Genomic DNA, 26,283 nt, shown 5'->3' with positions numbered 1-26,283 from the left:
CTGCCCGTCGTTCCTTAACAACTTGTTGCACCTGACAACGCACGGTTCGTGAAAACCCTTCGCTGCCGTCAATATAATCCTTCGTCGCGCATCCTTGCGCGGACGCATTCGTCGCGGTCGTAACCGTTGTCATAGTCGCGGCGGCATTCTTTGCGCGCCTTTTCTTCGGCTTTGCGGAGTTTGCGACCGCGATTGCGGTCGGCCTCGGACTGGCTGGTGGTTGCCCAGTCGACACCTTTTGCGGCGACGCGCACCGGTGCCGTGACCACCGACGCCACCGTCGAAACGCAGCCGCCCAGCAACAAAGCGGGCAGGGCGAGCGCGGCGGCGGGTCTCATGCGGCAATCGTTTACAGCATCAACGGGCCATGGTCGAGATGCGGCAGCACATGTCGGCTGAACAGGTCTGCTTCTGCGGCGTGTGGATAGCCTGACAGGATGAACGCTTCGATCCCCTCGGCCTGATAGGCGCGCAGTTTCGCCAACACCTGACCGGGATCGCCGACAATGGCGGCACCGCAACCCGAACGCGCACGACCGATGCCGGTCCACAGATTGTCCTCGACGAAACCCTCGTCGCCCGCCGATGCGCGCAATTCTGCCTGGCGTTGAACGCCGACGCTGGTCGAATCGAGCGATTTGGCGCGGATCGCGTCGCCGGTATCGGCATCGAGCTTCGACAGCAGCCGTGACGCATAGGCGCGCGCTTCGCTCTCGGTCTCGCGGACGATGACGTGGGCGCGGTAGCCGAATTTGAGCGTCCGGCCATGCCGCGCAGCACGGGCGCGCATGTCGCTGATAATCTCGCGGACGGCGGGCATGGTGTCGGGCCACATCAGATAGACGTCGCACCCCTGCGCGGCAGCTTCGCGCGCATCCTCCGACAGGCCGCCGAAATACAGCGGCGGGCATTTGCCGCCGACCGTCGTCATGCGGGGCGGATCGATCTCGATATCATAGTGTTCGCCGTGATGGACCAGGTGCTCGCCGTTGAGCAGCGCCTTCAGGATCTGCATGACCTCGAGCGTGCGGGCGTAACGCGGCGCGCTCGCCAGCTTTTCGCCGGGCAGGTCGGACGAGATGATATTGATCGTCATCCGCCCGCCCGTAATGCGGTCGAGCGTTGCGATCTGGCGTGCCAATTGCGGCGGCCAGCTCTCGCCGATGCGGACCGCCATCAGCAGGCGGATGCGGCTCGTCAGTGCAGCAATCGCTGCGGCGAACGCAGTCGTGTCGAGCCCGAGCTGGTAACCGCTCGGCAACAGGATGTTGTCGAACCCGCCTTTTTCGGCGGTCAACACGATATTGCGGCAATGCTCCCAGCTCGAAGCCAGCGCAGGGTCTGGTTGCCCCAGAAATTCGTAATCGTCGTCGCACAGTGCCGAGAACCAGCTGACTTCCACCGGTGACGTCATGGCAATTTCTCCCCGCGCGACGCGACCAGTACCTTGTACCAGTCCTCACGCGTCCAGGTGACCTTGTACGCGTCCGCTGCCTCGCGGATGCGGTCGACTTGCTGCGACCCGACAATGGGAATGGGGCGCGCAGGATGCGCCATGATCCAGCTATAGGTTGCTGCCGTGCGCGATACGCCGTGCGTCTGTGCGACGGCGTCGAGCGCAGCGGCAACGGCTGTCGCGCGGGCGTCGGTCGGACTCGCGATGCGCCCGCCGCCCAACGGCGACCAAGCCATCGGGGCGAGATTGTGCTGGAGCGCGAGGTCGAGTGTCCCATCGGTGATGGCATCGAGGCACAGCGGCGATAGTTCGGGCTGGATCGTCGACAGCGGCAAATCGCGCGGCATGAACGCCAGCAGCGCCGCGGTCTGCGCTACCGTCATGTTCGACACGCCGAACGCGCCGATCTTGCCGAGCGCATAGGCTTTCTCCGCAAACTTCGCGATCTCGTGCGGATGGGTCAGGATGTCGGGCCGGTGGATCTGGTAGAGGTCGACGCGGTGTACGCCCATACGCTTGAGCGAGGCGTCGAGCGCGGTGTCGAGATAGGCGGGCGAACTATCATAGGGCAGCGGCGGCATGATCCCGCCCTTGGTCGCCAGCACCATCCGGTCGCGCAGGGCAGGGGCCTCGGCGAACACTTGCCCGAGCAGCGCCTCGGCATTGCCGAACCCGCCCTTGCCGTCGAAGCCGTAGATGTCGGCGGTGTCGAGCAGTGTAATGCCGCTGTCGAGCGCCGCCTCGACCAGTGTCCGCGCCTCGGCAACGCTGCGCCCGGCAAAGCGCCACATGCCCCAGGCCATCGACGACACGACAATGCCGCTCTTGCCGAGCAGGCGTGTCGCGGGAACAGGGGGCAGGGTGGACATATTCTGTACGCGCTCCGGTATGACAGCGATGTCTTATAGGCGCGGAGAGGGGGGCGGGGTCAAGCCACCCGCGCAGTGCTCCCTCGCACAACCAGTTCGTGCTGCAACCGCCGGTGTTCGACCCCGTCGAGCTTTTCGAACAGCAATGAGGCTGCCGCGTGCGCCAGATCGCGGGTCGGTTGGCGGATTGTCGTCAGCGGGGGCCAGACGAGTTGTGCGAGGGGGGTGTCGTCGAAACCCGCCACCGACAGGTCGTCGGGCAGGGCCAATCCTTTGCTGTGCGCCACCGTCAGCACACCTGCCGCCATGTCGTCGTTCGAAGCGAAAATCGCGGTCGGGCGGCGGGGGTAGCTGAGCAGTGAATGTGCTGCGACCACGCCGCTCGCGAAGTCGAACTCGCCGGGGTGGACCAGCCCCGGCTCATAGGCGATGCCCGCGCGGTCGAGCGCGCGGCGGTAACCGAACAGGCGCTGCTCGCTCGCCATATGGTTGGGGTGGCCGACGATGAAACCGATGACGCGGTGACCGAGGTTGATCAGGTGCGTCGTCATGTCATCCGCCGCCTGCACATCGTCCATATACACCGAAGAGGTCAGCGCGTGGTTGGTGCCGGGCGAAATCCGGACGAACGGGATGCCGCGGCGTTCGAGTTCGTCGAGCACCTGCGGACAGTCGGTGACCGGCGACGACAGAATGATTCCGTCGACATGCGTTTCGTCGATCAGCCCGCCGACCTCCGCCGCGATCGTCGGCGAGGCGACATCGGCCGGCTGCGCGAGCATCCGCACCTCTGCCTCGCGGCACCGCGCCCACACGCCCTCCTGCACGGCATGGATGTAATAGGGCGAATGGTTGTCATAGATCAGCGCAATCTGGTGCGACCTTTTCCCCGCCAGCGACCGCGCGGCAAGGCTGGGTGAAAACGACAGTGCTGCCATCGCCGCCTCGACCTTGGCGCGCGTATCGGCGCGGACATAGCGTTCCTTGTTAAGGACACGGCTGACCGTCTTGATCGACACGCCCGCTGCTTTCGCGACGTCGTTGATCGTGTTGCGCGATGCCATCGGCTTCCCCTGTCGGCATTGTTGTAACCGCGCAACACCGCTCCATGCAACGAATCTCGGGCCTTGCAGAAGCGTATCCGTCCGTGCGAAGAGCGCTTTCAGACATCGCTGTCATAAATGGCGATCGGGAGAGACGATGACGTTGCGCTACGGCCTTGTGGGTACCGGCATGATGGGCGTCGAGCACATCAACAATGTCGCGATTACGCCGGGTGCGGAGATCGTCGCGCTCGCCGATCCAGTGGGGACGTCGCTCGGCTGGGCAAAAGGCGCGCTGGGGGCCGAGGCTAACCCGCAGGTCTTCGGCAGCAGCATGGAACTGGCGAAAGCAGAGCTCGACGCGGTCATCGTGGCCAGCCCGAATTACACCCACCGCGACGTGCTGGAGCCGTTGCTTGATGCGGGGTTGAACATCCTTTGCGAAAAGCCGGTCGCGACGACGCTCGAGGACGCGCGCTGGATCGTCGAGCGTGCCGCTCAATCGCCGGGCATCTTCTGGACCGCCATGGAGTATCGCTTCATGCCGCCCGCCGCCGAGTTCGTGCGGCAGGTGCATGACGGACGCACCGGCAGGTTGCAGATGCTGAGCATCCGCGAGCACCGTTTTCCCTTCCTGCCGAAGGTCGGCGACTGGAACCGCTTCAGCGCCAACACCGGCGGCACAATGGTCGAAAAATGCTGCCATTTCTTCGACCTGATGCGCTTGATCGTGGGTGCCGAGGCAGTGCGCGTCTATTGTTCGGGCGCGATGGATGTGAACCATCTCGACGAGCGCTACGACGGCCGCACGCCCGACATCATCGACAACAGCTACACGACCGTGGACTTCGCCAATGGCGTCCGCGCGATGCTCGACCTGTCGATGTTTGCGGAAGGGGCGGAGAACCAGGAAGAGATCACTGCGGTCGGCGACAAGGCGCGGCTCGACTGCCTGATTCCGACCGGCGACCTGGTGTTTTCCCCACGCACCGGTTTCCATCAGCCCAAGGCGGTGACGCGCGAACATGTCGCGGTCGAGGCCCATGCGCTGAATGCCGGGCACCACCATGGCGCGACCTTTTACCAGCATCAGAAATTCTGTGCAGCGGTGAAGGGTGAAACGCCGGTAGAAGTGACCGCGACCGACGGGATGATGGCGGTTGCCATCGGTACCGCCGCCGAAATCAGCGCGCGCGAACACCGCGTTGTCGAGATGAGTGAACTGGGTTTCTAACGACACAAAAGGCGACGGCCACAGGCCGCGCATCACGCAGGAAGGAAGACCGATGACCAAGACCCTGATGCTGGCAGGTACCGCCGGTTTCGCGATGATCGCCGCCAGCCCCGCGCTCGCGCAGACGCCTGCACCGGCTGCCGATGACGGCGCGCCCACCGAAATCGTCGTTACCGCGCAAAAGCGCACCGAGCGTCTGCAGGACGTGCCGGTCGCGGTGTCGGTCGTGAGCGGCAAGGATCTGCAACGCCTGTCGACAAACAACATCGAGGATTCGACGCGGCTCGTCCCCGCGCTGACCTTCGTCAAGGGGACGACGGGCCTCAACTCCGCGCTGTTCCTGCGCGGTCTGGGTACCACCAATTTCTCGATCGCGGCCGAGCCCAGCGTGTCGGCAGTGCTCGACGGCGTCGTGCTGGCGCGCGCGGGCGAGGCGTTCGGCGACCTTTACGACATCGAGCGCATCGAAGTGCTGCGCGGTCCGCAGGGCACGCTGTTCGGCAAGAACGCCTCGGCCGGTGTCGTCAGCATCGTCACGCGCGAACCCGGCGACACGCTGGGTGGCTATGTCGATGTCGGCTATTTCGACCGCAGCGAGTTCAAGGCCAAGGCGTCGATCGGCGGCCCGATCGGCGAAAACTGGAAGGCGGGGATCACCGGCTTCTACGGCAACTACGACGGTAATCTCTACAATGCGACGACGCGGCAATATGTGAACGGGTATCTGCACTACGGCGGCCGGTTGCAGCTCATCGGCCAGCTGACCGACGCACTGCGGATCAAGGTGCTGGCCGATTACCGCCGCGCCGATGACGATTGCTGTGCCTTTGTCGTGGGCGCGCTGAACCCGACCGCCGCGACGATTCCCGCGGTGACGGCGGTGCTCGCGCCGATCCAGGGTGCCGACACCCGTCGCATCGTCCAGAGCCGCAACACGCGCACGACCGAGGAAACCTGGGGCGCATCGCTGCAGGCCGACCTGTCGCTCGGCGAGCACACGCTGACCTCGATCACCTCGTATCGCAAGTGGAACAACACCGAGATCCGCGACGGCAGCTGGGTCGATCAGGTCTATACGACGATTCCGCTGATCTATGATGATGGCCCGCAGCGTTCGTCGACGTTCACGCAGGAACTGCGCCTGACCTCGCCGGTCAGCGACACCTTCGACTATGTCCTCGGGGCGTTCTATTATAAGGCGAAGGCACGGCGCATTTTTACGCGTACCGACACTTATTGCACCGCATCGACCGGCGTGGCGCTGCCCAGTGGGCTCATCCCGTGCCCGGCAGGCTCGACCATCGTCAATCCGCGCGGTACTGCCGATTTCGGATCGATCTTCGAAAACTACGCATTCTTCGGCCAGGGCACGCTGCACATTTCGCAGCAGCTGAAGCTGATCGCGGGTCTGCGCTACACGCACGATAATGTCAGCACCGACCATATCCGTACCACCAACTTCACCGGAACCACGTTCCCGGGCGTCGGTGCTCCGGCGGGGATCGGTGCAGCGTTCGACGCCGGTGTCAATGCGGCGCTCAACTCCACCGGTACCGGTGCCAACGGCGTGCCGTTTACCGCGTCAACCAGCGCCAATAACCTGTCGGGCAAGGTCGCGCTGAATTACAACATCAACCCCGACCACATGGTCTATGCCAGCTATGCACGCGGCTATAAGGGACCTGCGTTCAATACGTTCTTCAACATGCAGTTCTTCAACACCGCGCCGATCGCGCCAGAGCTGTCCGACTCGTTCGAAGTCGGTCTGAAGAACAGCATGTTCGGCGGTCGCGTGATCCTGAACCTCACCGGATTTTACGTGAAGGTGAAGAATTACCAGTCGAACTTCCCCACGACCGTCAACGGCGCGGTGACGACGACGATCATAAATGCGGGCGACGTGTCGAGCCGCGGGTTCGAGGCCGACTGGCTGGTGCGCCCGTCGCGCAACTTCACGATCAGCGGCGGCATCGCCTATGCCGAGGCGCGCGTCGATGCGTTCAACCCGCCACCCGCCGCCCAGGCTGGCAATGCGATCCTGCCGGGAACGCCGCTCGCCTTCGCGCCGAAGTTCAAAGGTTCGCTGGGTGTGACGTACACCATCGAACCGGCCTCGCTGCCCTTCGGCATCGAACTCGGCGCGCAGGCAACCTTCACCGACAAGCAACTGTCGCAGCTGCAGGCGCTGAACACGGTCGCGCAGATTCAGACGCAAAGCGCAGTTACGATCCCTGCCTATGAGCAGATCGACTTCACGCTGGCGGCGGTCGGTGCCGACGACAAATACCGGGTGTCGTTCATCGTAAAGAACGTGCTCGGCAATGCCTACCCGTCGACGATCGGGACAGGCGGACCGGGCGGCACGCTGCTCTATCAAATCCCGCGCGATGCCGACCGTTATTTCGGCGTGACAGCGCGCTTCAATTTCGGGAGCAAATAAGGCGTGGCCGGGGTCGGGAGCGGCGGGGCTCCTACGCTCCTGACCCCGGCACGTCGCTGGATCCTGTTCGTCATTCTCGCGCTTGCGGGGATTTCGAACGCAATGGATCGTCAGATCATTGCGTTGCTGAAGTTCGAGATGTCTGGCGATCTCGGCTGGACCGACCAAGACTACGCCAATCTCGCCGCCTATTTCCAATATGCATCGGCCGCCGCCTTCCTGTTCACTGGCTGGCTGGTCGACCGGCTGGGCGTGAAATGGGGCAACGTTGTGGGCGTCGGCGCCTGGAGCATTGCCGCCGCTGCGCATGGCTGGGCGTCGAGCATGTGGCAGTTCATCGCTTGCCGGATCGGGCTCGGTGCGACCGAGTCGATGGGCACGCCGCTGAATATCAAGACGATTTCGACCCTGTTCGAGCCGGACCGGCGGTCGTTCGCGGTCGGTTTGCTAACCCTGATCGCAGCGGTGGGGCTGGTATCGATGCCGTTCGTCATTCCCTGGCTCGAAAGCCTGGTCGGGTGGCGCGGGGCTTTCATTCTGGCCGGACTCAGCGGGATCGTCATCATCGTGCTGTGGCTGGGCGCGTTCGGAACGATCAAGGTCGACGACGGCCACGAAACGGTCGTTGCCGACGGCGGCACGACGGGCGACAGCTATGGCCCGATCCTCGCCAATCGCCAGACGTGGGGCATTGCGGTCGCGAAAGCGCTGTCGGACGCGACCTGGTGGCTGATGCTTTACTGGCTGCCCGATTTCTATCGAAAGACTTTCGGGCTGAAGGGTACCGATCTTGCCGTCGCGATGGCAATCGCCTTCATCGGTTCGGGCGTCGGCGCCTTCTTCTGGGGCTGGCTGTCGACCCGACTGCTCGATCGCGGTTGGAACCTCAACCGGGTCAGAAAGGGCGTGATGCTCGCCTCGGCGCTGGTCGTGCTCCCGGTTCCGTTCGTTCTGTATATCGGGCAATTCTGGCCGGTCGCGATCATGATGGCCTTTGTGCTCGCGGGGCATCAGGGTTTTTCGCTCAGCATCTTCTCGACGATCACCGACATCGCCCCGCGGGCGAAGGTCGCGCGGCTGACTGCATTCGGCGCGTTTGTCGGCAATGTCGGCGGCGGCCTGATCCAGCCCGTCACGGCCGCCGTGCTCGGGGCTGGGCTCGGCTATTTGCCGCTGTTCGTCTTTGCCGGTTTCTCCTATCTGTTGGCGCTCGGATGGCTTCAACTGTTCATTCCCGTAATCCGTCGCGCACCCGATGCAGGGTCGACGCCGGTCGCTGCGCACTGAGGGTTGCGTGAGCGATACGCGGCGCTTGCCGCTGGCCGCCGACCTGTACGGCGACGTGTTGGACACCGCGCCCGCCGAGCGGCAGGGCGTTCGCGCCTATCTGCCTGGCCTGCTGCTGACCGGGATTGCGTCGCTGGCGGCGGCGTATCTCTCCGAACATTATAGTGCGCCGATAATGCTGATGGGGCTGCTGATCGGCCTCGCGTTCAATTTCGCCAATGCCGATGCGCGGCTCCACGCGGGGCTGGGGTTCGCTTCGAAGACCCTGTTGCGCTGGGGCATTGTGCTCGTCGGGTTGCAAGTGACGTTCGGCCAGATTGCCGGTCTGGGCGTGCCCGCCTTTGCCGCGATTGCCACAATGGTTGCGCTGGTGACGTTGAGCGGCACCGTCATGTCGAAATGGATCGGGCGCGGCGCGGCGTTCGGCACTTTGGCGGGCGGCGCTGTCGCAATTTGCGGTGCGTCAGCTGCGCTGGCGCTGTCGAGCGTGCTCGGCGAGAAGCGCGCGTCGCAGGCCCAGCTGACACTTGTTCTGGTCGCAGTTTCAGCGGCGAGCGCGCTTGCGATGTCGCTCTATCCCGCGCTCGCGCACATGCTGCACCTCACCGACCGGCAGGCGGGGTTCCTGATGGGGGCGTCGATCCACGACGTCGCGCAGGCATTGGGGGCGGGCTACAGCTATTCGCCCGAGGCGGGCGCGACCGCGACAGTCGTGAAGCTCACCCGCGTGGCCCTGCTCGCGCCCGCGCTGGCGGTGGTCGCTTATGCCTATCGCGACGAAGACGGTGTGAAGCGCAGCGGCGTCGGCGTGCCGTGGTTCGTGTTGGGCTTCCTTGCGCTATGTGCGCTGCACTCGCTCGTCACGCTCCCGCAGCCGGTGCTCGACATCGCCAAACCGACCGCCACCGCGCTGCTCCTGCTCGCTGTCACCGCGACCGGCATCCGCTCGCCGATGAACCTGCTGCTCGAACAGGGCTGGCGCGCATCGATGCCGGTCATCGCCGCGACGATCGTGTCGTTCGTGCTGGCGCTCGGGGCGGCGTTGCTGCTCGTTTAGAGCATGTTTTCAGGTTCTTCTTCTTCGAGCGCCAGCGAGAAGCTCGTTCGAGCGGTAGCGAGAACTCTCTCAGGCTGAGAGCGTTATCTCGCTGACGCTCGAAGAAAAAATCAGCTTGGCGTGATCAAACTCTAAGCCATCCCCAGTGTCACATTGCCGTAACGCCAGAGTCTCCGATCTGTCGCCGTAACTGCGCCGTCCTGTCACACGTCCCGCCTAACCGACCGGCGGGGCGGAAAAGGGGGCCGGGTGAGTCGGCCATCTCCGCAACCTCGATATTCACTCGAAGCCGGTGCGCCGGAGCGGAGATACTATGGCCTCGTTCAAACGCCTTACTCAAGTCATGCTGTCGGGTGCCTCGTTTGCGGCGCTCGCCGCATGTGGTGCCAGCGATATCGCCTCGCCCGGCACCGGCGGCAATGTGACGATCAATAATGTAACGCCCGCACCGACCCCGACACCTACCCCGACTCCGACCACAGTCGCCGCCGCCTCGGGCTGCCCGACAATTCTCGATCCCCAGGGGCTCACCGACAGCGGCACGATTTCGGGTCCGACTGGCAGCTATCGTGTCTGCACGCTGCCGTCGGTCATCCGCACGTCGATCACGCTGCCGAAGATCACGGGTCTGGTCTATGCCATGAATGGCCGGGTCAACGTCGGTTGCGACGGCGGCTTCACCGCGCCGACGGCGGCGGCTCCGGTCACCTCGACGACGGTCGGCTGCACTACGCCTTTGACCGCCGACACCAATGTGACGCTGACGATCAATCCGGGTGTCATCCTGTTCGGTAACACCGGTCAGTCGTGGCTTGCCGTCAATCGCGGCAACAAAATCAGCGCTATCGGCACTGCTGCTGCGCCCATTGTCTTTACCAGCCGCGACAACATCCTCGGCCTCAACGACGATACATCGCAGGGGCAGTGGGGCGGCGTCGTGCTACTGGGTCGCGGCGTCACCACCGACTGCAACGTCGGTTCAGTCGCGTCGAACACCTGCGAGCGCGACACCGAAGGCGCGGCCGACCTCGCGCGCTTCGGCGGCACCAACAACGCCTATGACGCGGGCCGCATGAGCTATGTCCAGATCCGCTATTCGGGCTTTGTCCTCGGTGCGAACCGCGAATTGCAGGCGCTGACGACAGAAGCGATCGGGACTGGAACGACCCTCGACCATATCCAGTCGCACAACAGTTCGGATGACGGGGCCGAATTCTTCGGCGGCGGCGTCAACCTGAAATATTATATTGCGACGGGCGCGGACGACGACAGCCTCGACGTCGATACCGGCGCGCAGATGAACGTTCAGTATGCGCTGTTGCTGCCCCGCTCGGGCCGTGGCGATGCGCTGTTCGAAATCGACAGCAACGGGCTCGAAACCGATACGCCGCGCACGCGCCTCAACGTCGTCAACTGGACTGCGATCCAGCCGGTTGCGAGCGCCGATAACGAGGCGAACGACCTCGCGGCGGGCCTGTTCCGCGGCAATTCCGACACGACGCTTGCGAACGGCATCCTGCTGTCGCCGAACAACGAATGCATCCGCATGAACGGATCGGGGGCGACCCCGGCGACGCTCGCCGCGCGGTCGGTGGTGCTCCAGTGCAACGCGACCAAATATCTCGGTTCGGGCACCTTGACGGCGGCGCAGGTTGCGGCGGCTTTCGCGACGGGGACGAACTTCAATAGCGATGCCTTCACCCCCTCGCTGACCAGCGTGTTCATCAACGGCGCGAACGAGACAGCGGTGACCGGGTTCAACGCGACTGCGCTGTCGACCTTCTTCGATGCAACGACATGGATCGGTGCCGTCCGCAACAGCACCGACACCTGGTACGCGGGCTGGGCCTGCAACAGCGCAACGGTGAATTTCGGTACGGGCTCGACGTCGTGCACGTCGCTGCCGACCACCTGATCCCGAACGTCACGATACCGGCGGGAGCAGCCTGTTGCGGCTGTTCCCGCGCCTGCACCCATATCCGGGGGACCGAAGAATGTTGAAGCCGCTGCACCTCGCGCGGATCCTGCTGGCTTCGTCGGCGCTGGCGGCACCGTCGCTGGCGCTGGCCCAGGCGACGACCTCGCTCGGCACAACACCGCCTGCCGAAGCGCCCGCGACAGCACCCGAGCCGGCGGCGGAACTCCCGGCGCAGGAAGAAGTCGACATTTCGGCCCCCGGCGCGAACGAGATCGTCGTGACCGGTCGCCGCGACCGTAACATCGCCAAGACGTCGGACCAGGTCGTGTCGGTGCTCGGCACGGCGGAAATCGCGCGGACTGGCGAAGGCAATATCGCAGGCGCGCTGGGCCGCGTTACGGGCCTCAGCGTCGTCGGCAGCGGTTTCGTTTATGTGCGCGGTCTCGGTGACCGTTATTCGCTGGCGCTGCTCAACGGCTCGCCATTGCCCAGCCCCGAACCGCTGCGCCGCGTCGTCCCGCTCGACATCTTCCCCAGCGGCGTGATCGCGTCGTCGCTCGTCCAGAAAAGCTATTCGGCGAACTACCCGGGCGAATTCGGCGGCGGCGTGATCAACCTGACCACCCGCGCTGTGCCGCGTGAGCCGTTCTTCAATATCGGCATCGGCCTGTCGGGCGACAGCGAAACGACCGGGCATGTCGGCTATAGCTATTTCGGCGCGCGCTGGGACAATACCGGCTTCGACAATGGCGTGCGCGACATGCCTGCACCGCTCGCCGCCTTCATCCGCAGCGGCGCACGCACCAGCTCGGGCACCGTCAACACCTCGGCGATCGCCAATGGCCTGGTTACGGGGCAGAATGCCGTCGTCCAGCGTTGGCAGGTTGTGCCCAATTTCTCGGCCAACATCACCAGCGGCCGGTCGTTCGCGGTCGGTGCAGGCGATCTCGGCATCATCCTCGCGGCAGGCTACAGCAACAAATACACCACGCGCCAGTCGCTCAACCAGGCTTCGCTCAGCGCCGATGTCTCGACGCTCGAATCGAACTTCACCCAGGTGAACACCGACCAGCGCGTCGTCGTGAACGGCTTGCTCGGTCTCGGCTATGAGTGGGACTCCAACAAAATTCGCGTCACCAACCTGTATATCCGCGACACGATCAAGCAGGCACGCCTGTCGCTCGGCAACCGGCAGGGGACGGGCGTCGATTACATGCAGCAAAAGACTGCCTGGTACGAACGCCAGCTGATCAATTCGCAGTTCGTCGGCGAGTTCAAGCTGGCCGACGGCCTCAGTCTCGACCTGCGCGGCGCCTATGCCAATTCGCAGCGTGAGGCACCGGGCGAGTTGTTCCTCGAATATGTCCGCACCAACGCCGCCGTCGATCCCTATGGTGCTCTGTTCATCAACACGCTGAACAACGGCAACCGTGGCGATGCGCGCATCACCTATTCGGACCTCAACGAAGACCTTTATTCGGCGAGCGGCGATCTCAGCTACCGGTTCAACGACCGGCTGAGCGCGACCGTCGGCGGGGCGTGGTCGGACACCAAGCGCACCAGCTCGCGTCGCGATTTCCAGTTTCAGGCACCGAGCAATTTTCCGGTCGGCGTCGGCCTGTTGCGGCCCGACCTGCTGCTCGGCGCGAACGTGATCAACGCTTTCCGGATCGCGCTGATCGAAACCGACGAAGGCAATCCGGCGTTTTTCGCGCGCCTGCGAAACTACGCTGGCTACGCGAAGGTCAACGCCAAGTTCACCGACACGCTAAGCCTCGATGCCGGTGTCCGCTACGAGAGTGCGACACAGACGGTCACGCCGATCCAGGTGTTCACCACACCCGGCGCATCGACGGCGGGAACCAGCCTCAAGCGCAACTACTGGCTGCCCGCCGCAACGCTGACCTGGGAAGTCGCCAACGGCATGCAGGTGCGCGTGAGCGCGTCCAAGACCATTGCCCGTCCGCAATTCCGCGAACTGATCAACCAGCCGTATTTCGACCCCGATTCGAACCGGCAGTACCGCGGCAATCCGCTGCTGGTGGACAGCCAGCTCTATAATGCGGAAGGGCGCTTCGAATGGTATTTCGCGCCCGAACAGCGCCTGTCGGTTTCGGCGTTCTACAAGAAAATCGACAAACCGATCGAGGCGTTCATCACCGGCGGCGACCTTGTCACGTCGTTCGCTAATGCGCCCACGGCGACACTGTACGGGGCCGAGTTCGAGTTGCAGAAGAACTTCAACCTCGACGGGCTGTTCAAATCGGGCAGCCTTGCCGAGCGCCGCATCGTGCTGACCGCGAACTACACCTACACCAAATCGAAGATCAAAGTGGCGGCGGGCGACACGACCACGGTGTTCGGGGCGTTCTCCTCTAGGGCGTCCGACTATTTCCGCGACGGGGGGCCGCTGACCGGCCAGTCGGACCATGTCGCCAACCTCCAGATCGGCCTCGAACATCCCGACCGTCTGTCGCAACAGACGATTCTGCTGAGCTATGCCAGCAACCGTGTCGTCAGCCGCGGCCTCAACGGTTCGGTGCCGCAGCCCGATGTGATCGAACGCCCCGGCTTCCGCCTCGATTTTGTCGCACGCGAGGGGATCGAAGTGCTCGGCAAGGAAATCGAACTGAAGTTCGAGGCGCGCAACATCACCGGCCAGCGCCACGAGGAATTCCAGCGTTCGGGCAACAACCGCATCGACATCAACACTTATTCGGTGGGCACGACGCTCGCGCTGTCGGCGACGGTCAAGTTCCAGTAACGGACAGCGCACGATCACAATCTTGTCGCATGTCACCGGCGGTTCCGGCATAGAGCGACGCTGATCGAAGGGCGGAAGGGCATCGGCGCGACATGCAGTTCAACCGCGGTGCGTGGCCGCTTCCCGCCCTGCGCGGCACGACGAGGTTCTCGGCGACGACGTTCGCCGAACTCCTGCTGATCCTCGGCATTGCTGGCGCTGCGGTCGCGCTTTTCTGGGCGCTCTTCCGTCCGCTCGGGCCGGTCGGGCCCTGGCACGCGCCTGGTGGATCGGTGGTGGTCACCGACCCGACGCTGTTGACCCGCTTCGATCCATTTTTCCGCAACGCCGGAGGCGGCGGTCCCTCTGCCGTCACCTCGCTGCCCCTGAAGCTCTACGGGATCCGGCTCGACCAGGCGATGGGGCGTGGTTCGGCGATCATTGCGACGCCTGCCGGGGTGCAGAGCAGCTATGCGGTCGGTGAAGAGATCGTCGGCGGCGTGAAGCTGAAGTCGGTGGCCTTCGACCATGTCGTTCTCGAACGCGGTGGCGTCGACGAGCAATTGTTCCTCGACCAGTCGGTAGCTGCCCCTGTTGCGGGAGCGCCCGGAACGCCTCCTCCGCCTCCGGGCCTGCCCGGTGCGCCGGTACCTTCGGCGCAAATCTCGCCGCAGGCCCTTGCCGAGGGCATCGCCTTTGCGCCACGAAGCGAGAAGGGTGCTGCCCCCGGCTTCGTTGTCGCACCAAAGGGGAGCGGCACGTTGTTCGCACAGACCGGGCTGGTGCAGGGAGATGTCGTGACGCAAATCAATGGACAGCCGGTGCGCTCGGTCGACGATATCGCCAATGCCGTGGTGCGGGTGCCGCCCGGAGGTCGCCTGACGTTCATGATCGAACGCAACGGGACGACGATGAACGTGTCGGCGGGAGGGGCCAAGTGAAGCGTCTGGGCCTGATCGCCGCGATTGCGCTCGCAGGAGCCGCACCCACGGTGTCTCTCGCGCAGCAGGTACTCAACCTGCGCGACGCCGATATCCGCGCGTTCATCCAAGACGCGGCTCGGGTGACCGGTCGCACGTTCATCATCGACGCGCGCGTGGCGGGGAAAGTGTCGGTCGTGACCGATCGCGCCTTGAGTCGTTCCGAATATTTCGAGGTGTTCCTTTCGACCTTGCGCGCCAACGGCTTGGTCGCGGTACCGACCGGCAATGGCGCCTACCGCATCCAGCCGGTGGACGGCGCCGCCGCCCAGCCGGGCCGGGTCGGATCGCAGGGTGCCGCGCGCAACAGCTTCGTCACCGAAGTGTTCCGGCTGCGCTCGATCGACGCCGCACAAGCCGTGGAGACCGTGCGCCCGCTGGTCAGCCGCGAGGGATCGGTGACCGCCAATGCGGCGGGCAACAGCCTGGTCGTCGCCGATTACGCCGACAATATCCGCCGCATCCGCAGCGTCATCGCGCGGATCGACAGCGATTCCGCCGAGACGCGCATCGTGCCGCTCCGCAATGCGGGAGCCCGCGAAATCGCGACCGCGCTGCAGGCGCTGACCAGCGTCGGCGGCCCGCGCGGGACGGTGGCGGTGTCACCGGTCGATAGTTCGAATGCCATTGCCTTGCGCGGCGATGCGCGGGCGGTGGCGCGTTTTGCCGAGATCATTGCCGATCTCGACCGGCGCGCGGCGGCAGGGTCCGAAATCCGGGTCGTGTTCCTGCAACATGCGGATGCCGAAAAACTGCTGCCGGTGCTGCAAACCCTCGTCGGCCAGACGCCGAGCATCACGCCTCAAGTCGTATCGAACGCGCAGACGCGCAGCCTGCCTGGAACGACCGCGGCTCCTGCCGCCACGCCCGCCGCGACCTCAAGTGCCGGAGTCTCAGGTACCAGCCGCTCGCCTGCAATCATCGCGCGGTACGAGGGCACCAATGCGATCATCATCTCGGCATCGGCCGATGTGCAGCGGACACTTGGCGAAGTCATCCGCCAGCTCGACACCCGTCGCGAGCAGGTGCTGGTCGAGGCGATCATCGTCGAGATTTCGGACACGGCGGCCAAGAAACTCGGCATCCAGCTCGCGTTCGGCGGTCCGAACGGCGGTGCGTTCACGACCTATTCGAACGTCACGCCGAGCATCGTCCCGATCGCAGGCGGGCTGCTCCAGAACCAGCTGAGCGGCGGGACGACGACCACCACGACGGTCAACGGGACGACGACGACCACGACGACGGGCAACAGCAACGGCAGCACATTGCTTCAGGGTGCCCTGAGCGCCGTCAACAGCGCGACCGGTGGTACGGCAGGGGCAGCGTTCGGTCTCGGCAACAACCTGTATCTCGGCGCGATCATCAATGCGGTATCGCAGGATAACCAGTCGAACCTGCTCTCGACGCCTTCGGTGGTCACGCTCGACAATCAGGAGGCGAAAATCCTGGTCGGGCAGGAAATCCCGGTGACCACCGGCGAGGCATTGTCCGGTAATTTCGACAATGCGTTCCGTACCGTGCAGCGCCAGAATGTCGGTATCCAGCTGGAAGTGAAGCCCCAGATAGGCGAGGGCGGGGCGATCAAACTGTTCCTGCGGCAGGAAGTCAGTTCAATTGCCGGGGCCGTCACCAATAACTCGTCCGACCTGATCCTCAACAAGCGCGAAATCCAGACGACGATGACGGTCGACGACGGGCAGATCATGGCCATCGGTGGGCTGCTCGATGACAATGAGCGGCGCACGCTGGAGAAGACCCCGGTGCTCGGGGACATTCCACTTTTGGGCGAGCTATTCCGGTCGCGCAGCCGCTCGCGCGGCAAGACCAATCTGATGGTCTTCATCCGCCCGACGATTCTGCGGACGGCTGAGGACGCCAAGGCGTTTGCCGAGCGCCGCTATGGCTATGTCCGCTCGCAGCAATTGCTAGGTAATCCCGATCAGGAACCGAGCATCGACGAACTGATGCGCGATTATATGGGTGTGCAGCCGCCGGGTCCGGTCGTGCCACAACAGGCCGCGCCGGGCGAAGCGCCGCCGCCCCCGCCGCCGCAGATCGTTCCGTCGACGACCTCGCGACAGGTCATCCGCCCCGCACCCGTGCCGAAGGACAAATGAGCGAAGCCGACGCCCCGACGCTGCCGTCCATTCCCTATGCCTTTGCGCGCCGGTTCGGCGTGGTGATGCAACCGGGGACCGGGAATCGTCCGTCGGTAGCGTTGCGCGAAGGGGCGGACCCGCAGGTGTTGCTCGAAGTGCGGCGGCATCTGGCGCAGAGTTTCGATGTCGTGCCGGTCGGTGCCCCGACTTTCGACCGATTGCTATCCGACCACTACATGACCGACGGCGAGGCGGCAGCGGTGGCAATGGGCGCCGAGGAGATCGACGCGCTGGCGAGCGGCATCCCGAGCGCCGAGGATTTGCTCGACACCGCTGACGATGCCCCGGCGATCCGCCTGATCAACGGCATCATTGCCGAAGCTGTGCGGCAGGGCGTGTCGGACATTCATATCGAGCCGTATGAGAGCGGCCTCATCGTGAGGATGAGGATCGACGGGGTGCTGCGCGAAACCTTGCGGATGCCGCCGCATGTGGCCCCTGTCATCGTCAGCCGCGTCAAGGTGATGGCGCGGCTCGATATTGCCGAACGCCGCATTCCGCAGGACGGGCGGATCGGCCTGACGCTCGGTGGCAAGCTGCTCGACGTACGCGTCTCCACGCTGCCCAGCCGCGCGGGAGAGCGTGTCGTGCTGCGTATCCTCGACAAGGAGAACGCCGGGATCGATCTCGACGTGCTCGGCATGACACCGGGGACGCTGGCGCTGCTGCGCGATGCGCTTGCCGAACCGAACGGGATCATCCTTGTTACCGGGCCGACCGGCAGCGGCAAGACGACCACGCTTTACGCCGGGTTACGCCTGCTCAACGATGGCACGCGCAACATCCTGACCGTCGAAGACCCGGTCGAATATGCCATCGACGGCGTCGGGCAGACCCAGGTGAATGCCAAGGTCGGGCTGACCTTTGCGGCAGGGCTGCGTGCCATTCTGCGGCAAGACCCCGATGTCGTGATGATCGGCGAAATCCGCGACCGTGAAACGGCGGAAATCGCCGTGCAGGCGTCGCTGACCGGGCATCTGGTGCTGTCCACCGTCCACACCAACGATGCGGCGGGCGCGATCACGCGTATGCGCGACATGAAGGTCGAGCCGTTTCTGCTGGCGTCCACGCTCCGCGCGGTCATCGCGCAGCGGCTGGTGCGGCGGCTGTGCCCCGAGTGCCGTCGCGCGCTGCCTGCGGATTCCGCGGTCGCCGCGCTGCTCGGCGTCAAGGAACGGACAGTCATCTACGAACCCGGTGGCTGCGCGTCATGCGGCAACACCGGGTTCAAGGGCCGTGTCGGCGTGTTCGAGGCAATTCGTATCGATGACACCGTCCGCCGCCTGATCAACGATGGTGCCGATGAGGACGCGATTGCGAAATACGCCTTTGCGAAATCGCCAAACCTCGGTGCTGCGGCCCGCGCGCTGGTCCGCGAAGGGCTGACTACCCCCGAGGAAGCAGTACGGATTTCGCGGCGCGGCAGCGACGACGGCTGATGGGCGATGGCTGAATTCGACTATCACGTCATCGACACCGCCGGGCGCGAGCGGCGCGGCTCGCTGGCGGCGGCCAGTCTCGACGATGCCCGGGTCAAGCTTGGCGCGCGGCGCTTCTACATCGTGCGGCTCGACACCGCCTCGGGCGATAAACCGCGCACCGCTTCGCCGCTGGCCTCGTTCAACACCCTCATCGGCCCGCGCCGCTTGAGTGCAAAGGCGCTGACCCTTTTCACCCGCCAGCTCGCGACGCTGTCGCTGGTCACGCCGCTCGAGGAAGCGCTGCGGACTATTGCCCGCCAGACCGAAGGCGATCATGTCCGCACGATCCTCGACCGCGTCCATGCGGGCGTCGTCGAGGGGCGCCGCCTGTCCGACGCGATGGGGCGCGAGCCGCGCAGCTTTCCGCCGTTGTACCGCGCGATGGTCCAGGCGGGCGAGGGCGCGGGGACGTTGCCGACGATCCTCGAACGGCTTGCTGCCTTGCTCGAGCGCCAGGCGCAGATGCGCGCGAAAATCACAACCGCCATTGCCTATCCGGTCATCCTTGCCATCGTTGCGACCTTCGTCGTGATGGCGCTGATGATCTTCGTCGTCCCCAAGGTCGTCGAGCAGTTCGATACAGTGGGGCAGCAACTGCCGCTGCTCACCCGTATTGTCATCGGCATTTCGTGGTTCCTCGCCAGTTACTGGTGGGCGCTGCTGATCGCGCTCGGTCTGCTGGCTGTCGGTGCGAGTTTTGCGTTGAAAGACGAGGCGATCCGCCTGCGTGTCGACCGCGCGCTTCTGCGCTTCCCGCTGATCGGCCGCCTGACCCGCGATCTGCATGCCGCGCGGATGGCACGCACACTCTCGACGATGGTTGGCAGCCGCCTGCCGCTGCTCGAAGGGCTGACCCTGACTGCGGCGACCGTACACAACCGTGCGTTGCGGGCAGCATCGGACGAAATCGCGGAATCGGTCCGCACCGGTGGCAGCCTGTCGGCGGCGCTCAAGCGGTCGGACATCTTCCCGCCGCTGCTCGTCCATATGTCGGCATCGGGCGAGGCGTCGGGCCAGCTCGACACGATGCTGGAACGCGCGGCGGACTATCTCGAGCGCGAATTCGACACATTTACGGCAAGTGCGCTGTCGCTGCTCGAACCCGCGATCATCGTCGTCATGGGCGGCGTGGTGGCGGCAATCGTGCTATCGATCCTGCTCCCGATCCTCCAACTCGAAACACTGGCTGGTACATGATGAAAAAGTCGCTTCCCGCCCGCGCCACCAGCGAAGAGGGCTTTACCCTCGTCGAACTGATGGTCGTCATCGTCATCATCGGCCTGCTTGCGACGCTGGTCGCGCTGACCGTGCTGCCGCAGCTCGGCAAGGCGAACGACCAGAAGGCGAAGGCCGATATCGCGACCCTCGACCAGGCGCTCGAACTCTACCGGCTCAACAACCTGACCTATCCCGCAACCGCCGAAGGACTGGGCGCGCTCAAGGCACCGCCGCCGTCGCTGAGCGATCCGTCGCGCTACCAGGCGGGCGGCTATATCAAGAAGCTGCCCAAAGACCCCTGGGGCCGCGACTATAAATATGAAAATCCCGGCAAGCACGGGCCGTACGACATCTACACGCTGGGCGCGGACGGTGCGGAAGGGGGCACAGGCGAAAATGCCGATATCGGCAACTGGCAATAAGCGAAGCCTTCGCGACGCGGGCTTCACGCTGATCGAGCTGATGGTCGTGCTCGTCATCCTCGGTCTTGCGTCGGCAGCGGTCGTGCTGGCGATGCCCGATCCCGGCGGACGGGTGCGCGACGAGGGCGAACGGCTCGCCGCGCGCGCTCTGGCGGTGCGCGACGATGCGATATTGGAGGGGCGCAGCACGCGGATCGTGGTCGAATCCGGGGGCTATACCGCCGAGCGGCGATTGCGCGGGCGCTGGCAGCCCTATGGCGGCAAGGGATTCGGTACTGTCGCCTTCCCCGCCGGAGTCGCGGCAGCAACGGGCGAAACGGGCCGGGTTGTAGTGACCTTCGACGCCACCGGTGCGGTCGCGGAACCGGCGGCCATCGATCTGTCGAAGGACGCCGTGCGGGTGCGGATCGACATTCCCGCGAACGGAGCTGTCCGTGTCACGTAAAAACGGTTTTACGCTTATCGAAATGCTGGTCGCGCTCGCGATCTTCAGCCTCGCTGCACTCGCATTGCTGCGGCTTGAAGGTGCAACATTGTTCAGCACGCAGCGGCTGGCCGACACGACGGTCGCGCAGATCGTGGCGCGCAATCTGGCGGTGAACCTGCTCACCGATCCGCGCCCACCCGCGTTCGGGACCGATGCCGGCGAGGTGACGAATGCGGGCGTGACATGGCGCTGGACCCGCGAGACCAAGCGTACCGACGACGTCCGCATCGTGCGGATCGATCTCGCGGTGACCGATGCAGCGGGCCGCCCGATGACGCGACTCTCGCTGGCGAGGGCCGTGCAGTGAAGCGGGGCGACGCGGGCTTCACCCTGATCGAACTGATGGTCGCGCTGTTCATCTTTGCGATGCTCGCAACTGCGGGCGTTTCGCTGCTCAGCTTCGGCGTCCGCGCGCAGGCGGCGGCGACGCAGCGGCTCGAGGATACGGCCGACTTGCGGCGCTTCTCGACCTTGATGGCGAACGACCTTGCCCAAGCGCTGCCCCGCATTGCCCGTGCGCCTGATGGACAACCGGTGCGCGCCTTCACCGGCAATGACGGGCGCAGCAACCCCCTTGTCCTCGGCTATGTCAGGGGCGGCTGGACCAATCCCGACGGTGCGGCGCGCGCGGGCATCCAGCGCGTCGACGTGACGCTGAACGAGGGCCGCCTGACCCGCACCGCCTATCCGATGGTCGACGGCAGCGCAGCACCTGCCGGGATCGTCCTTGCCGACCGGGTCGAGCAACTGACGATGCGCTACCGCGACCGGCGCGGCGAATGGCGGCCGCGCTGGGACGATCCACTGCTCGATACGCTGCCTGCTGCTGTCGAAATGACGGTGAAGCGCACCGGCGAGCCGCCGCTCGTTTTGGCTTTCGTGACCGGACCCGCTTACCCGTGAGACGCCCCCCCGATCATGAAGAGGGCGCGGCACTCCTCACCGTCCTGCTGATCGTGGCGGTCATGGCCGTGCTTGCTGCTGCCGCACTCGAACGGCTGAAGATTGGCACGCGGCTGACCGCCAATGGCGGGGGCATCGAACAGGCGCGCGCCTATGCGATGGCGGCGGAAACCGTCGCGCGTTACCGCATCGGCGATCTGATCCAGCGCGACGCGGCAAAGACCACGCTTGCCGGGAACTGGGCCGGCCAGCCGACCAATTTCCCCATCGACGGCGGCACCGCCCTCGCGCGGATCGATGACGGCGGCAATTGCTTCAACCTCAATTCGCTGGTCGACAAGGCGCAGGACGGGGTACTGACCGTGCGGCCCTTTGCCGTCACCCAGTTCGCCCGACTGATGACTCTGCTCGACGTGCCCGGCCGCGATGCCGACAGCCTTGCCGATGCGACCGCCGACTGGATCGACAGCGACGCCATACCACTGGCGGGCGGGGCCGAGGACGCGGCCTATGCCAATGCGCGTGTCGCCTATCTCCCGGCCAACACTCTGATGGCCGATACCAGCGAGTGGCGCGCGGTTGCCGGGGTCACGCCCGCGCTCTATGCGCGGCTTCGTCCCTATGTCTGTGCCCTGCCGGTGACCGATCTGACCACCATCAACGTCAATACGCTTCGCCGCGAACAGGCACCGTTGCTGGCGGCAGTGGTGCCGACGCTCGACACCGCGCGCGCCGCCGCCGTGGTCGAGGCGCGGCCCGAAGCGGGGTGGGACTCGCTCGCGACGTTCTGGAGCCTGCCGCAACTCGCCGCCAGCGCAGCTGATGGCGGGCGGGGCCAGGTGAAGCTCGCGACACGCTGGTTCGATCTTACCCTGATGGTCGAGCTGGAGGGTGCAGACCTCGAGGAACATGCGCTGATCGATGCGGCGCTCAAGCCTGCCAAAATCGCGCGGCGCAGCTATGGCGAACCGTCATGAGCACGCTGGTCGTCTTTGCCGACGGACGCTGGCTGCGGATCGTCGCGGGCGATATTCTGGCGCGCGGCGAGATGCTGGCCGACGCCCTGCCGCAAACCGACGCCGAACGCAGCGTCGCTATCGTCCCCGCCGCCGACGTCATCGTCCGCACTGTCGATCTGCCCGATCTCGCCGACCTTCAAGCGCAAGGCGCGGCCCGGATCGCGCTCGCCGATGTCAGCATGTTGCCGCCCGAGGCGCTGCATGTCGCGGTCGGTGCGGCGGATACCGAGGGGCATCGACTTGCGGTCGGTGTGCCTGCGGCCCACCTGAAAGCCTATCTGGCGGCGCTTGCCGAAGCGGGCTTCGATCCCGAACACCTGATTGCCGCGCCCCTGCTGCTGGCGCGCCCCGAAACCGGTTTCGTGCGCGGCGATCTAGGCACCGAAGCGGTCGTGCGCGGCACCGACACGGCCTTTGCCGACGATCCGGTGTTGACACCCTTGCTCACCGGCGATGATCCGCTTGAAACGCTCGATCGTCCCGCGCTCGAAGCAGGTCTCGTCGCTGCTGTCGAATTTCCCGAGGCCGATCTGCGGCATGGCCTGTTCGCCAAACGCCGCCGCTGGCCGGTCGATATGGCACGTCTGCGCCGCTATGCCCTGATGGCGCTCATCATCGGCGTGCTGGTGCTCACAACGCAGCTCGTAACCATCGTCCGCCTCAATGCGCGCGCCTCGGCGCTTGAAGCCGAAACGCTGGCGCAGGCCACCGCCGTGCTGCCCCCCGGCACGACCGTCACCGATGCTGTGCTCCAGTCCGAGGCGCGGCTGGCCGCGATGCAGGGGGCCGGTGGCGGGTTCGAGTCGCTGGCCGCTGCCGTCGGCGCGGCAGTCAACGCTACGCCCGGTGTCGAGCTGGGCTCGATGGTTTTCGACGGAGAGGGTGGCTTGCGTGCCACGGTGCGCGCAACCAGCGCGACCGACCTTGGCGCGGTCGAAGCCCGGCTGGCGGCGAGCGGACTCCAGGTCGTCCCCGGCCCGGTCGTCGGCAACCAGGGGCGTCCCTACCGCGACATCACGGTGCGTGCGCGATGATCGCACAGGCCCTCCTCTGGTGGTCGGGACGCAGCGAGCGCGAGCGGATGCTGCTCGCCGTCATGGGGACCCTGATCGCGCTCCTGCTGTTCTGGTTGATCGTCATTCGTCCCATCGACAATGCGCGCGCGCAGGCCGAGGCACGGCTCGAAGCGGCCACGCTGGCGGCAGGCAGGGTTGCCGCTGTCGCCGACCGTGTCCGCCTGTCGCGCCTGACCCCGGCACCGGCATTGTCGTCGCCGCTGCCGCTTGCGGTCGGCACGACGGCAGAGGCGGCCGGCTTTACCCTGTCGCGGCTCGATCCGGTCGCACCCGACCGGGTGAACATCGGCATTTCGACCGCGCGGGGACCGGCATTGTTCGGGTGGCTGGCCCAGCTCGCGCGTCAGGGGGTCATCGTCGAGCGGATCACGCTGCGGACGAACAGCGATGCCACGCTCGCCGTCGAAGGGACGCTCAGGGTGCGGGCGCGGTGACTAAACGGCAACGCTGGATCGTGGGCGGTGCGGCCGCAGCGCTGATCGCGCTGGTCTCGCTGCCGCTCGCGGTCGTGCTGCCGCTGGCCTTGCCCGACGAAAGCGGCATCGCCGCAAAACGCGCCGAGGGCAGCGTGTGGCGCGGGATGCTGCGCGAAGTCGACGTCGCCGGACTGCCGCTGGGCGACATGCATGTGGCCCTCCGCGTCCTGCCGCTGCTGGTCGGCGAGGCACGGCTGGGTTTTTCGGCATCCGGATTGCGTGGCACTTTGGTGGCGTCGTCGGGCAGTGTCGGCATCGCCGAGGCAAGGGGTGTCCTCGATCTCGCCGGACGCCTGCGCCCGTTGCCGCTGGCACGCCTCAATCTCGACGGGGTGACAACTTCTTTCCGCGACGGGCGTTGTGCCCTGGCGCGCGGACGCATCCGGGCCGAAATCGCAGGCGATGTCGGCGGACTCGCGCTGCCCGGCGGGATGAGCGGGGCGGTGCGGTGCGACGGGGCGATGCTGCTGCTGCCGCTTGTCGGTCAGTCGGGCATGGAGCGGATCGACCTGCGTATCGCCGAAAAGGGGGCATGGCGCGCCGATCTGTCGATCCGGACGACCGACCCGGTGCTGATGGCCAAGCTTTTGTCGTCGGGTTTCGTCGCAGGACCGGGCGGCTATACCGTTCGCGTCTCGGGGGCGCTATGACCGGTCGCCTCGCGACTTGACGTTTCAAGGGCACCGCGCGTAGGGGCGTCGCGCGCTCTACCGCAATCGATGCGGATATGGCGGTCGTAGCTCAATTGGTTAGAGCGCCGGTTTGTGGTACCGGAGGTTGCGGGTTCAATCCCCGTCGATCGCCCCAGCGCCCCCGCTTTTTCCGTGACTCGGCAGACGTAATTTTCTAACGATGTTGCGTAACTTTCTGTCGAGACCTGCCATGCCCGCCGCCTACGACCTCCCCGATTTCGACGCGCATGAGGGCGTCCATCTGTTCCACGACCGCCCGACCGGCATGACCGCGATCATTGCCGTTCATTCGACCGCGTTGGGTCCGGCAGCGGGCGGCACGCGGTTCTGGCACTATGCCGACAGCAATGACGCCGTCACCGACGCGCTGCGCCTGTCGCGCGGGATGAGCTACAAGAACGCGATGGCGGGCCTGCCCGCGGGCGGTGGCAAGGCGGTGATCCTCGCCGATGCCGACCGCACCAAGACGCCCGACCTGCTCGCCGCCTTTGCGCGCGCGGTCGACAGTCTTGGCGGGCGCTACATCACTGCGCAGGATGTCGGGATGAGCGAGGCCGATATGGTCGCGCTCTCGCAGGTGACCCGCCATGTCGCGGGCCTGCCGGGCCTGGGCGGCGATCCCGGCCCCTCGACCGCGAAGGGCGTCTATCTCGGCGTCTGTGCCGCCGTACGGCGTGCGCTCGGTCGCGACAGCGTGCGCGGCGTCCATATCGCCGTGCAGGGTGTCGGCAGCGTCGGCGGGGGCCTGGTGCGTCTGCTCGCGGCGGATGGTGCGCGGTTGACGCTTGCCGATGTCGATGGCGCGCGCGCCGCGGCACTGGCGGGCGAACTCGGGGCAGCGGTTGCTCCCGTCGATGCAATCATGTCGCTCGACGCCGATGTGCTGAGCCCGTGCGCGCTGGGCGCAATCCTGACGCCGGACAGCATTGCCGCGCTGCGCGTGGCCGCTGTGGCGGGCGGTGCGAACAACCAGCTGGCGACCGAGGCGCAAGGGGCACAGCTTGCCGCGCGTGGCATCCTGTACGCGCCCGATTACGTCATCAATGCCGGCGGCATCATCAACGTGCTACGCCATATGGGGCAGGGCGGCGATGCCGAGGTCGAGGCGCGCATCGCGGGCATCCCCGACCGGCTGGAGGCAGTATGGGCAGAGAGCGCCACAACCGGCGAAACACCTGCTCAGGTGGCGGACCGGATGGCGCAAGGGCTGATCGGGCGGGGTTAGGCGGGCTGCGTCGCGGCGCTACGGAAAAAAAGGTGCGTCGCGGCAAAGCCGCGCGTCGGTCCTTGGCTTCGCAAGGCCGTCCGCGCTTGGTCGTCTGA

Annotated in this window: 23 protein-coding genes and 1 tRNA gene; 20 read left to right on the top strand and 4 right to left on the bottom strand. The window is 65.6% G+C overall.

The genetic code is table 11. The features are described 5' to 3' along the window. Window positions 1–68 precede the first annotated feature (68 nt). Genes M0209_RS07285 through M0209_RS07270 form a run of 4 tightly spaced genes read right to left on the bottom strand, consistent with a single transcriptional unit; the run spans window position 69 to window position 3,389 of the window. Window positions 69–338 carry a hypothetical protein gene (locus tag M0209_RS07285; protein ID WP_258887621.1) on the bottom strand — a complete coding sequence of 90 codons (270 nt, stop codon included), beginning with the start codon at window positions 336–338 and terminating at the stop codon, window positions 69–71. A gap of 11 nt (window positions 339–349) precedes the next feature. Beyond that, window positions 350–1,414, bottom strand: a complete 1,065-nt coding sequence (locus M0209_RS07280; protein ID WP_258887620.1) for an LLM class flavin-dependent oxidoreductase — start codon at window positions 1,412–1,414, stop codon at window positions 350–352. Further along, on the bottom strand, window positions 1,411–2,325 hold the full coding sequence (locus M0209_RS07275; RefSeq protein ID WP_258887619.1) for an aldo/keto reductase family oxidoreductase: 915 nt from the start codon (window positions 2,323–2,325) through the stop codon (window positions 1,411–1,413). The genes M0209_RS07280 and M0209_RS07275 overlap by 4 nt, the downstream gene beginning before the upstream one ends. 59 nt (window positions 2,326–2,384) lie before the next feature. Next, complete coding sequence (locus M0209_RS07270) at window positions 2,385–3,389, bottom strand: LacI family DNA-binding transcriptional regulator (RefSeq protein ID WP_258887618.1); 1,005 nt, start codon at window positions 3,387–3,389, stop codon at window positions 2,385–2,387. 142 nt (window positions 3,390–3,531) lie between these two features. Between M0209_RS07270 and M0209_RS07265 the strand changes: the two genes are divergently transcribed. The 20 genes from M0209_RS07265 (at window position 3,532) to M0209_RS07170 (ending at window position 26,185) form a co-directional block, all read left to right on the top strand. Continuing rightward, on the top strand, window positions 3,532–4,602 hold the full coding sequence (locus tag M0209_RS07265) for a Gfo/Idh/MocA family protein (protein WP_258889589.1): 1,071 nt from the start codon (window positions 3,532–3,534) through the stop codon (window positions 4,600–4,602). Between the two features lie 52 nt (window positions 4,603–4,654). Next, a complete protein-coding gene (locus M0209_RS07260) occupies window positions 4,655–7,042 on the top strand; it encodes a TonB-dependent receptor (RefSeq protein WP_258887617.1) in 2,388 nt (795 codons plus the stop codon). A gap of 3 nt (window positions 7,043–7,045) precedes the next feature. Beyond that, window positions 7,046–8,329, top strand: a complete 1,284-nt coding sequence (locus M0209_RS07255) for an MFS transporter (RefSeq protein ID WP_258887616.1) — start codon at window positions 7,046–7,048, stop codon at window positions 8,327–8,329. 7 nt (window positions 8,330–8,336) lie between these two features. Continuing rightward, entirely contained in the window at window positions 8,337–9,386 is a 1,050-nt protein-coding gene (locus tag M0209_RS07250) for a YeiH family protein (protein ID WP_258887615.1), read from the top strand. Window positions 9,387–9,699: 313 nt separating this feature from the next. Then, window positions 9,700–11,301 (top strand): hypothetical protein, encoded by a 1,602-nt coding sequence (locus M0209_RS07245; protein WP_258887614.1) that lies wholly within the window; start codon window positions 9,700–9,702, stop codon window positions 11,299–11,301. 79 nt (window positions 11,302–11,380) lie between these two features. Beyond that, window positions 11,381–14,068, top strand: a complete 2,688-nt coding sequence (locus M0209_RS07240; RefSeq protein ID WP_258887613.1) for a TonB-dependent receptor domain-containing protein — start codon at window positions 11,381–11,383, stop codon at window positions 14,066–14,068. 92 nt (window positions 14,069–14,160) lie between these two features. Further along, a complete protein-coding gene (locus tag M0209_RS07235; RefSeq protein ID WP_258887612.1) occupies window positions 14,161–14,988 on the top strand; it encodes a type II secretion system protein N in 828 nt (275 codons plus the stop codon). Beyond that, on the top strand, window positions 14,985–17,144 hold the full coding sequence (gene gspD, locus M0209_RS07230) for a type II secretion system secretin GspD (RefSeq protein WP_258887611.1): 2,160 nt from the start codon (window positions 14,985–14,987) through the stop codon (window positions 17,142–17,144). The genes M0209_RS07235 and gspD overlap by 4 nt, the downstream gene beginning before the upstream one ends. Next, on the top strand, window positions 17,141–18,625 hold the full coding sequence (locus tag M0209_RS07225; protein WP_258887610.1) for a GspE/PulE family protein: 1,485 nt from the start codon (window positions 17,141–17,143) through the stop codon (window positions 18,623–18,625). Before gspD ends, M0209_RS07225 begins: the two co-directional genes overlap by 4 nt. Before the next feature lie 6 nt (window positions 18,626–18,631). Further along, window positions 18,632–19,864, top strand: a complete 1,233-nt coding sequence (gspF, locus tag M0209_RS07220) for a type II secretion system inner membrane protein GspF (protein ID WP_258887609.1) — start codon at window positions 18,632–18,634, stop codon at window positions 19,862–19,864. Continuing rightward, window positions 19,864–20,307 carry a type II secretion system major pseudopilin GspG gene (gene gspG / locus M0209_RS07215; RefSeq protein ID WP_258887608.1) on the top strand — a complete coding sequence of 148 codons (444 nt, stop codon included), beginning with the start codon at window positions 19,864–19,866 and terminating at the stop codon, window positions 20,305–20,307. The genes gspF and gspG overlap by 1 nt, the downstream gene beginning before the upstream one ends. Continuing rightward, a complete protein-coding gene (locus M0209_RS07210) occupies window positions 20,282–20,752 on the top strand; it encodes a GspH/FimT family pseudopilin (RefSeq protein ID WP_258887607.1) in 471 nt (156 codons plus the stop codon). The genes gspG and M0209_RS07210 overlap by 26 nt, the downstream gene beginning before the upstream one ends. Continuing rightward, the gene (gene gspI / locus M0209_RS07205; protein ID WP_258887606.1) at window positions 20,742–21,101 is read left to right on the top strand and encodes a type II secretion system minor pseudopilin GspI; all 360 of its coding nucleotides are present in this window, start codon (window positions 20,742–20,744) and stop codon (window positions 21,099–21,101) included. The genes M0209_RS07210 and gspI overlap by 11 nt, the downstream gene beginning before the upstream one ends. Further along, the gene (gene gspJ / locus M0209_RS07200; RefSeq protein ID WP_258887605.1) at window positions 21,098–21,697 is read left to right on the top strand and encodes a type II secretion system minor pseudopilin GspJ; all 600 of its coding nucleotides are present in this window, start codon (window positions 21,098–21,100) and stop codon (window positions 21,695–21,697) included. The genes gspI and gspJ overlap by 4 nt, the downstream gene beginning before the upstream one ends. Next, window positions 21,694–22,674, top strand: coding sequence for a type II secretion system minor pseudopilin GspK (gspK, locus tag M0209_RS07195; RefSeq protein ID WP_258887604.1), 981 nt, complete (start codon window positions 21,694–21,696; stop codon window positions 22,672–22,674). Before gspJ ends, gspK begins: the two co-directional genes overlap by 4 nt. Then, window positions 22,671–23,750: a type II secretion system protein GspL gene (gene gspL, locus M0209_RS07190; protein WP_258887603.1), complete on the top strand. Its 1,080-nt coding sequence runs from the start codon at window positions 22,671–22,673 to the stop codon at window positions 23,748–23,750. Before gspK ends, gspL begins: the two co-directional genes overlap by 4 nt. Further along, entirely contained in the window at window positions 23,747–24,226 is a 480-nt protein-coding gene (locus tag M0209_RS07185; protein WP_258887602.1) for a type II secretion system protein M, read from the top strand. The genes gspL and M0209_RS07185 overlap by 4 nt, the downstream gene beginning before the upstream one ends. Beyond that, window positions 24,223–24,918: a type II secretion system protein N gene (gspN, locus tag M0209_RS07180; RefSeq protein ID WP_258887601.1), complete on the top strand. Its 696-nt coding sequence runs from the start codon at window positions 24,223–24,225 to the stop codon at window positions 24,916–24,918. Before M0209_RS07185 ends, gspN begins: the two co-directional genes overlap by 4 nt. Window positions 24,919–24,998: 80 nt before the next feature. Continuing rightward, window positions 24,999–25,075 (top strand) — tRNA-His (locus M0209_RS07175). A 75-nt stretch (window positions 25,076–25,150) separates the two neighbouring features. Next, the gene (locus tag M0209_RS07170) at window positions 25,151–26,185 is read left to right on the top strand and encodes a Glu/Leu/Phe/Val dehydrogenase dimerization domain-containing protein (RefSeq protein WP_258887600.1); all 1,035 of its coding nucleotides are present in this window, start codon (window positions 25,151–25,153) and stop codon (window positions 26,183–26,185) included. Window positions 26,186–26,283 lie beyond the last annotated feature (98 nt).

This window comes from Sphingomonas sp. SUN039 (genome assembly GCF_024758725.1).
Taxonomy (GTDB): Bacteria; Pseudomonadota; Alphaproteobacteria; order Sphingomonadales; family Sphingomonadaceae; genus Sphingomonas_O.
This window is presented reverse-complemented; position numbering and strand designations above follow the sequence as displayed.

Bases quoted from the DNA above. Each gene is read 5' to 3' on its own strand.
- gspL (WP_258887603.1), top strand. From the start codon at position 22,671: ATGAGCACGCTGGTCGTCTTTGCCGACGGACGCTGGCTGCGGATCGTC.
- M0209_RS07270 (WP_258887618.1), bottom strand. From the start codon at position 3,389: ATGGCATCGCGCAACACGATCAACGACGTCGCGAAAGCAGCGGGCGTG.
- gspG (WP_258887608.1), top strand. From the start codon at position 19,864: ATGAAAAAGTCGCTTCCCGCCCGCGCCACCAGCGAAGAGGGCTTTACC.
- M0209_RS07185 (WP_258887602.1), top strand. From the start codon at position 23,747: ATGATCGCACAGGCCCTCCTCTGGTGGTCGGGACGCAGCGAGCGCGAG.
- M0209_RS07245 (WP_258887614.1), top strand. From the start codon at position 9,700: ATGGCCTCGTTCAAACGCCTTACTCAAGTCATGCTGTCGGGTGCCTCG.
- M0209_RS07210 (WP_258887607.1), top strand. From the start codon at position 20,282: ATGCCGATATCGGCAACTGGCAATAAGCGAAGCCTTCGCGACGCGGGC.
- M0209_RS07170 (WP_258887600.1), top strand. From the start codon at position 25,151: ATGCCCGCCGCCTACGACCTCCCCGATTTCGACGCGCATGAGGGCGTC.
- M0209_RS07275 (WP_258887619.1), bottom strand. From the start codon at position 2,325: ATGTCCACCCTGCCCCCTGTTCCCGCGACACGCCTGCTCGGCAAGAGC.
- M0209_RS07260 (WP_258887617.1), top strand. From the start codon at position 4,655: ATGACCAAGACCCTGATGCTGGCAGGTACCGCCGGTTTCGCGATGATC.
- M0209_RS07235 (WP_258887612.1), top strand. From the start codon at position 14,161: ATGCAGTTCAACCGCGGTGCGTGGCCGCTTCCCGCCCTGCGCGGCACG.
- gspF (WP_258887609.1), top strand. From the start codon at position 18,632: ATGGCTGAATTCGACTATCACGTCATCGACACCGCCGGGCGCGAGCGG.
- M0209_RS07285 (WP_258887621.1), bottom strand. From the start codon at position 338: ATGAGACCCGCCGCCGCGCTCGCCCTGCCCGCTTTGTTGCTGGGCGGC.
- M0209_RS07225 (WP_258887610.1), top strand. From the start codon at position 17,141: ATGAGCGAAGCCGACGCCCCGACGCTGCCGTCCATTCCCTATGCCTTT.
- M0209_RS07240 (WP_258887613.1), top strand. From the start codon at position 11,381: ATGTTGAAGCCGCTGCACCTCGCGCGGATCCTGCTGGCTTCGTCGGCG.
- M0209_RS07280 (WP_258887620.1), bottom strand. From the start codon at position 1,414: ATGACGTCACCGGTGGAAGTCAGCTGGTTCTCGGCACTGTGCGACGAC.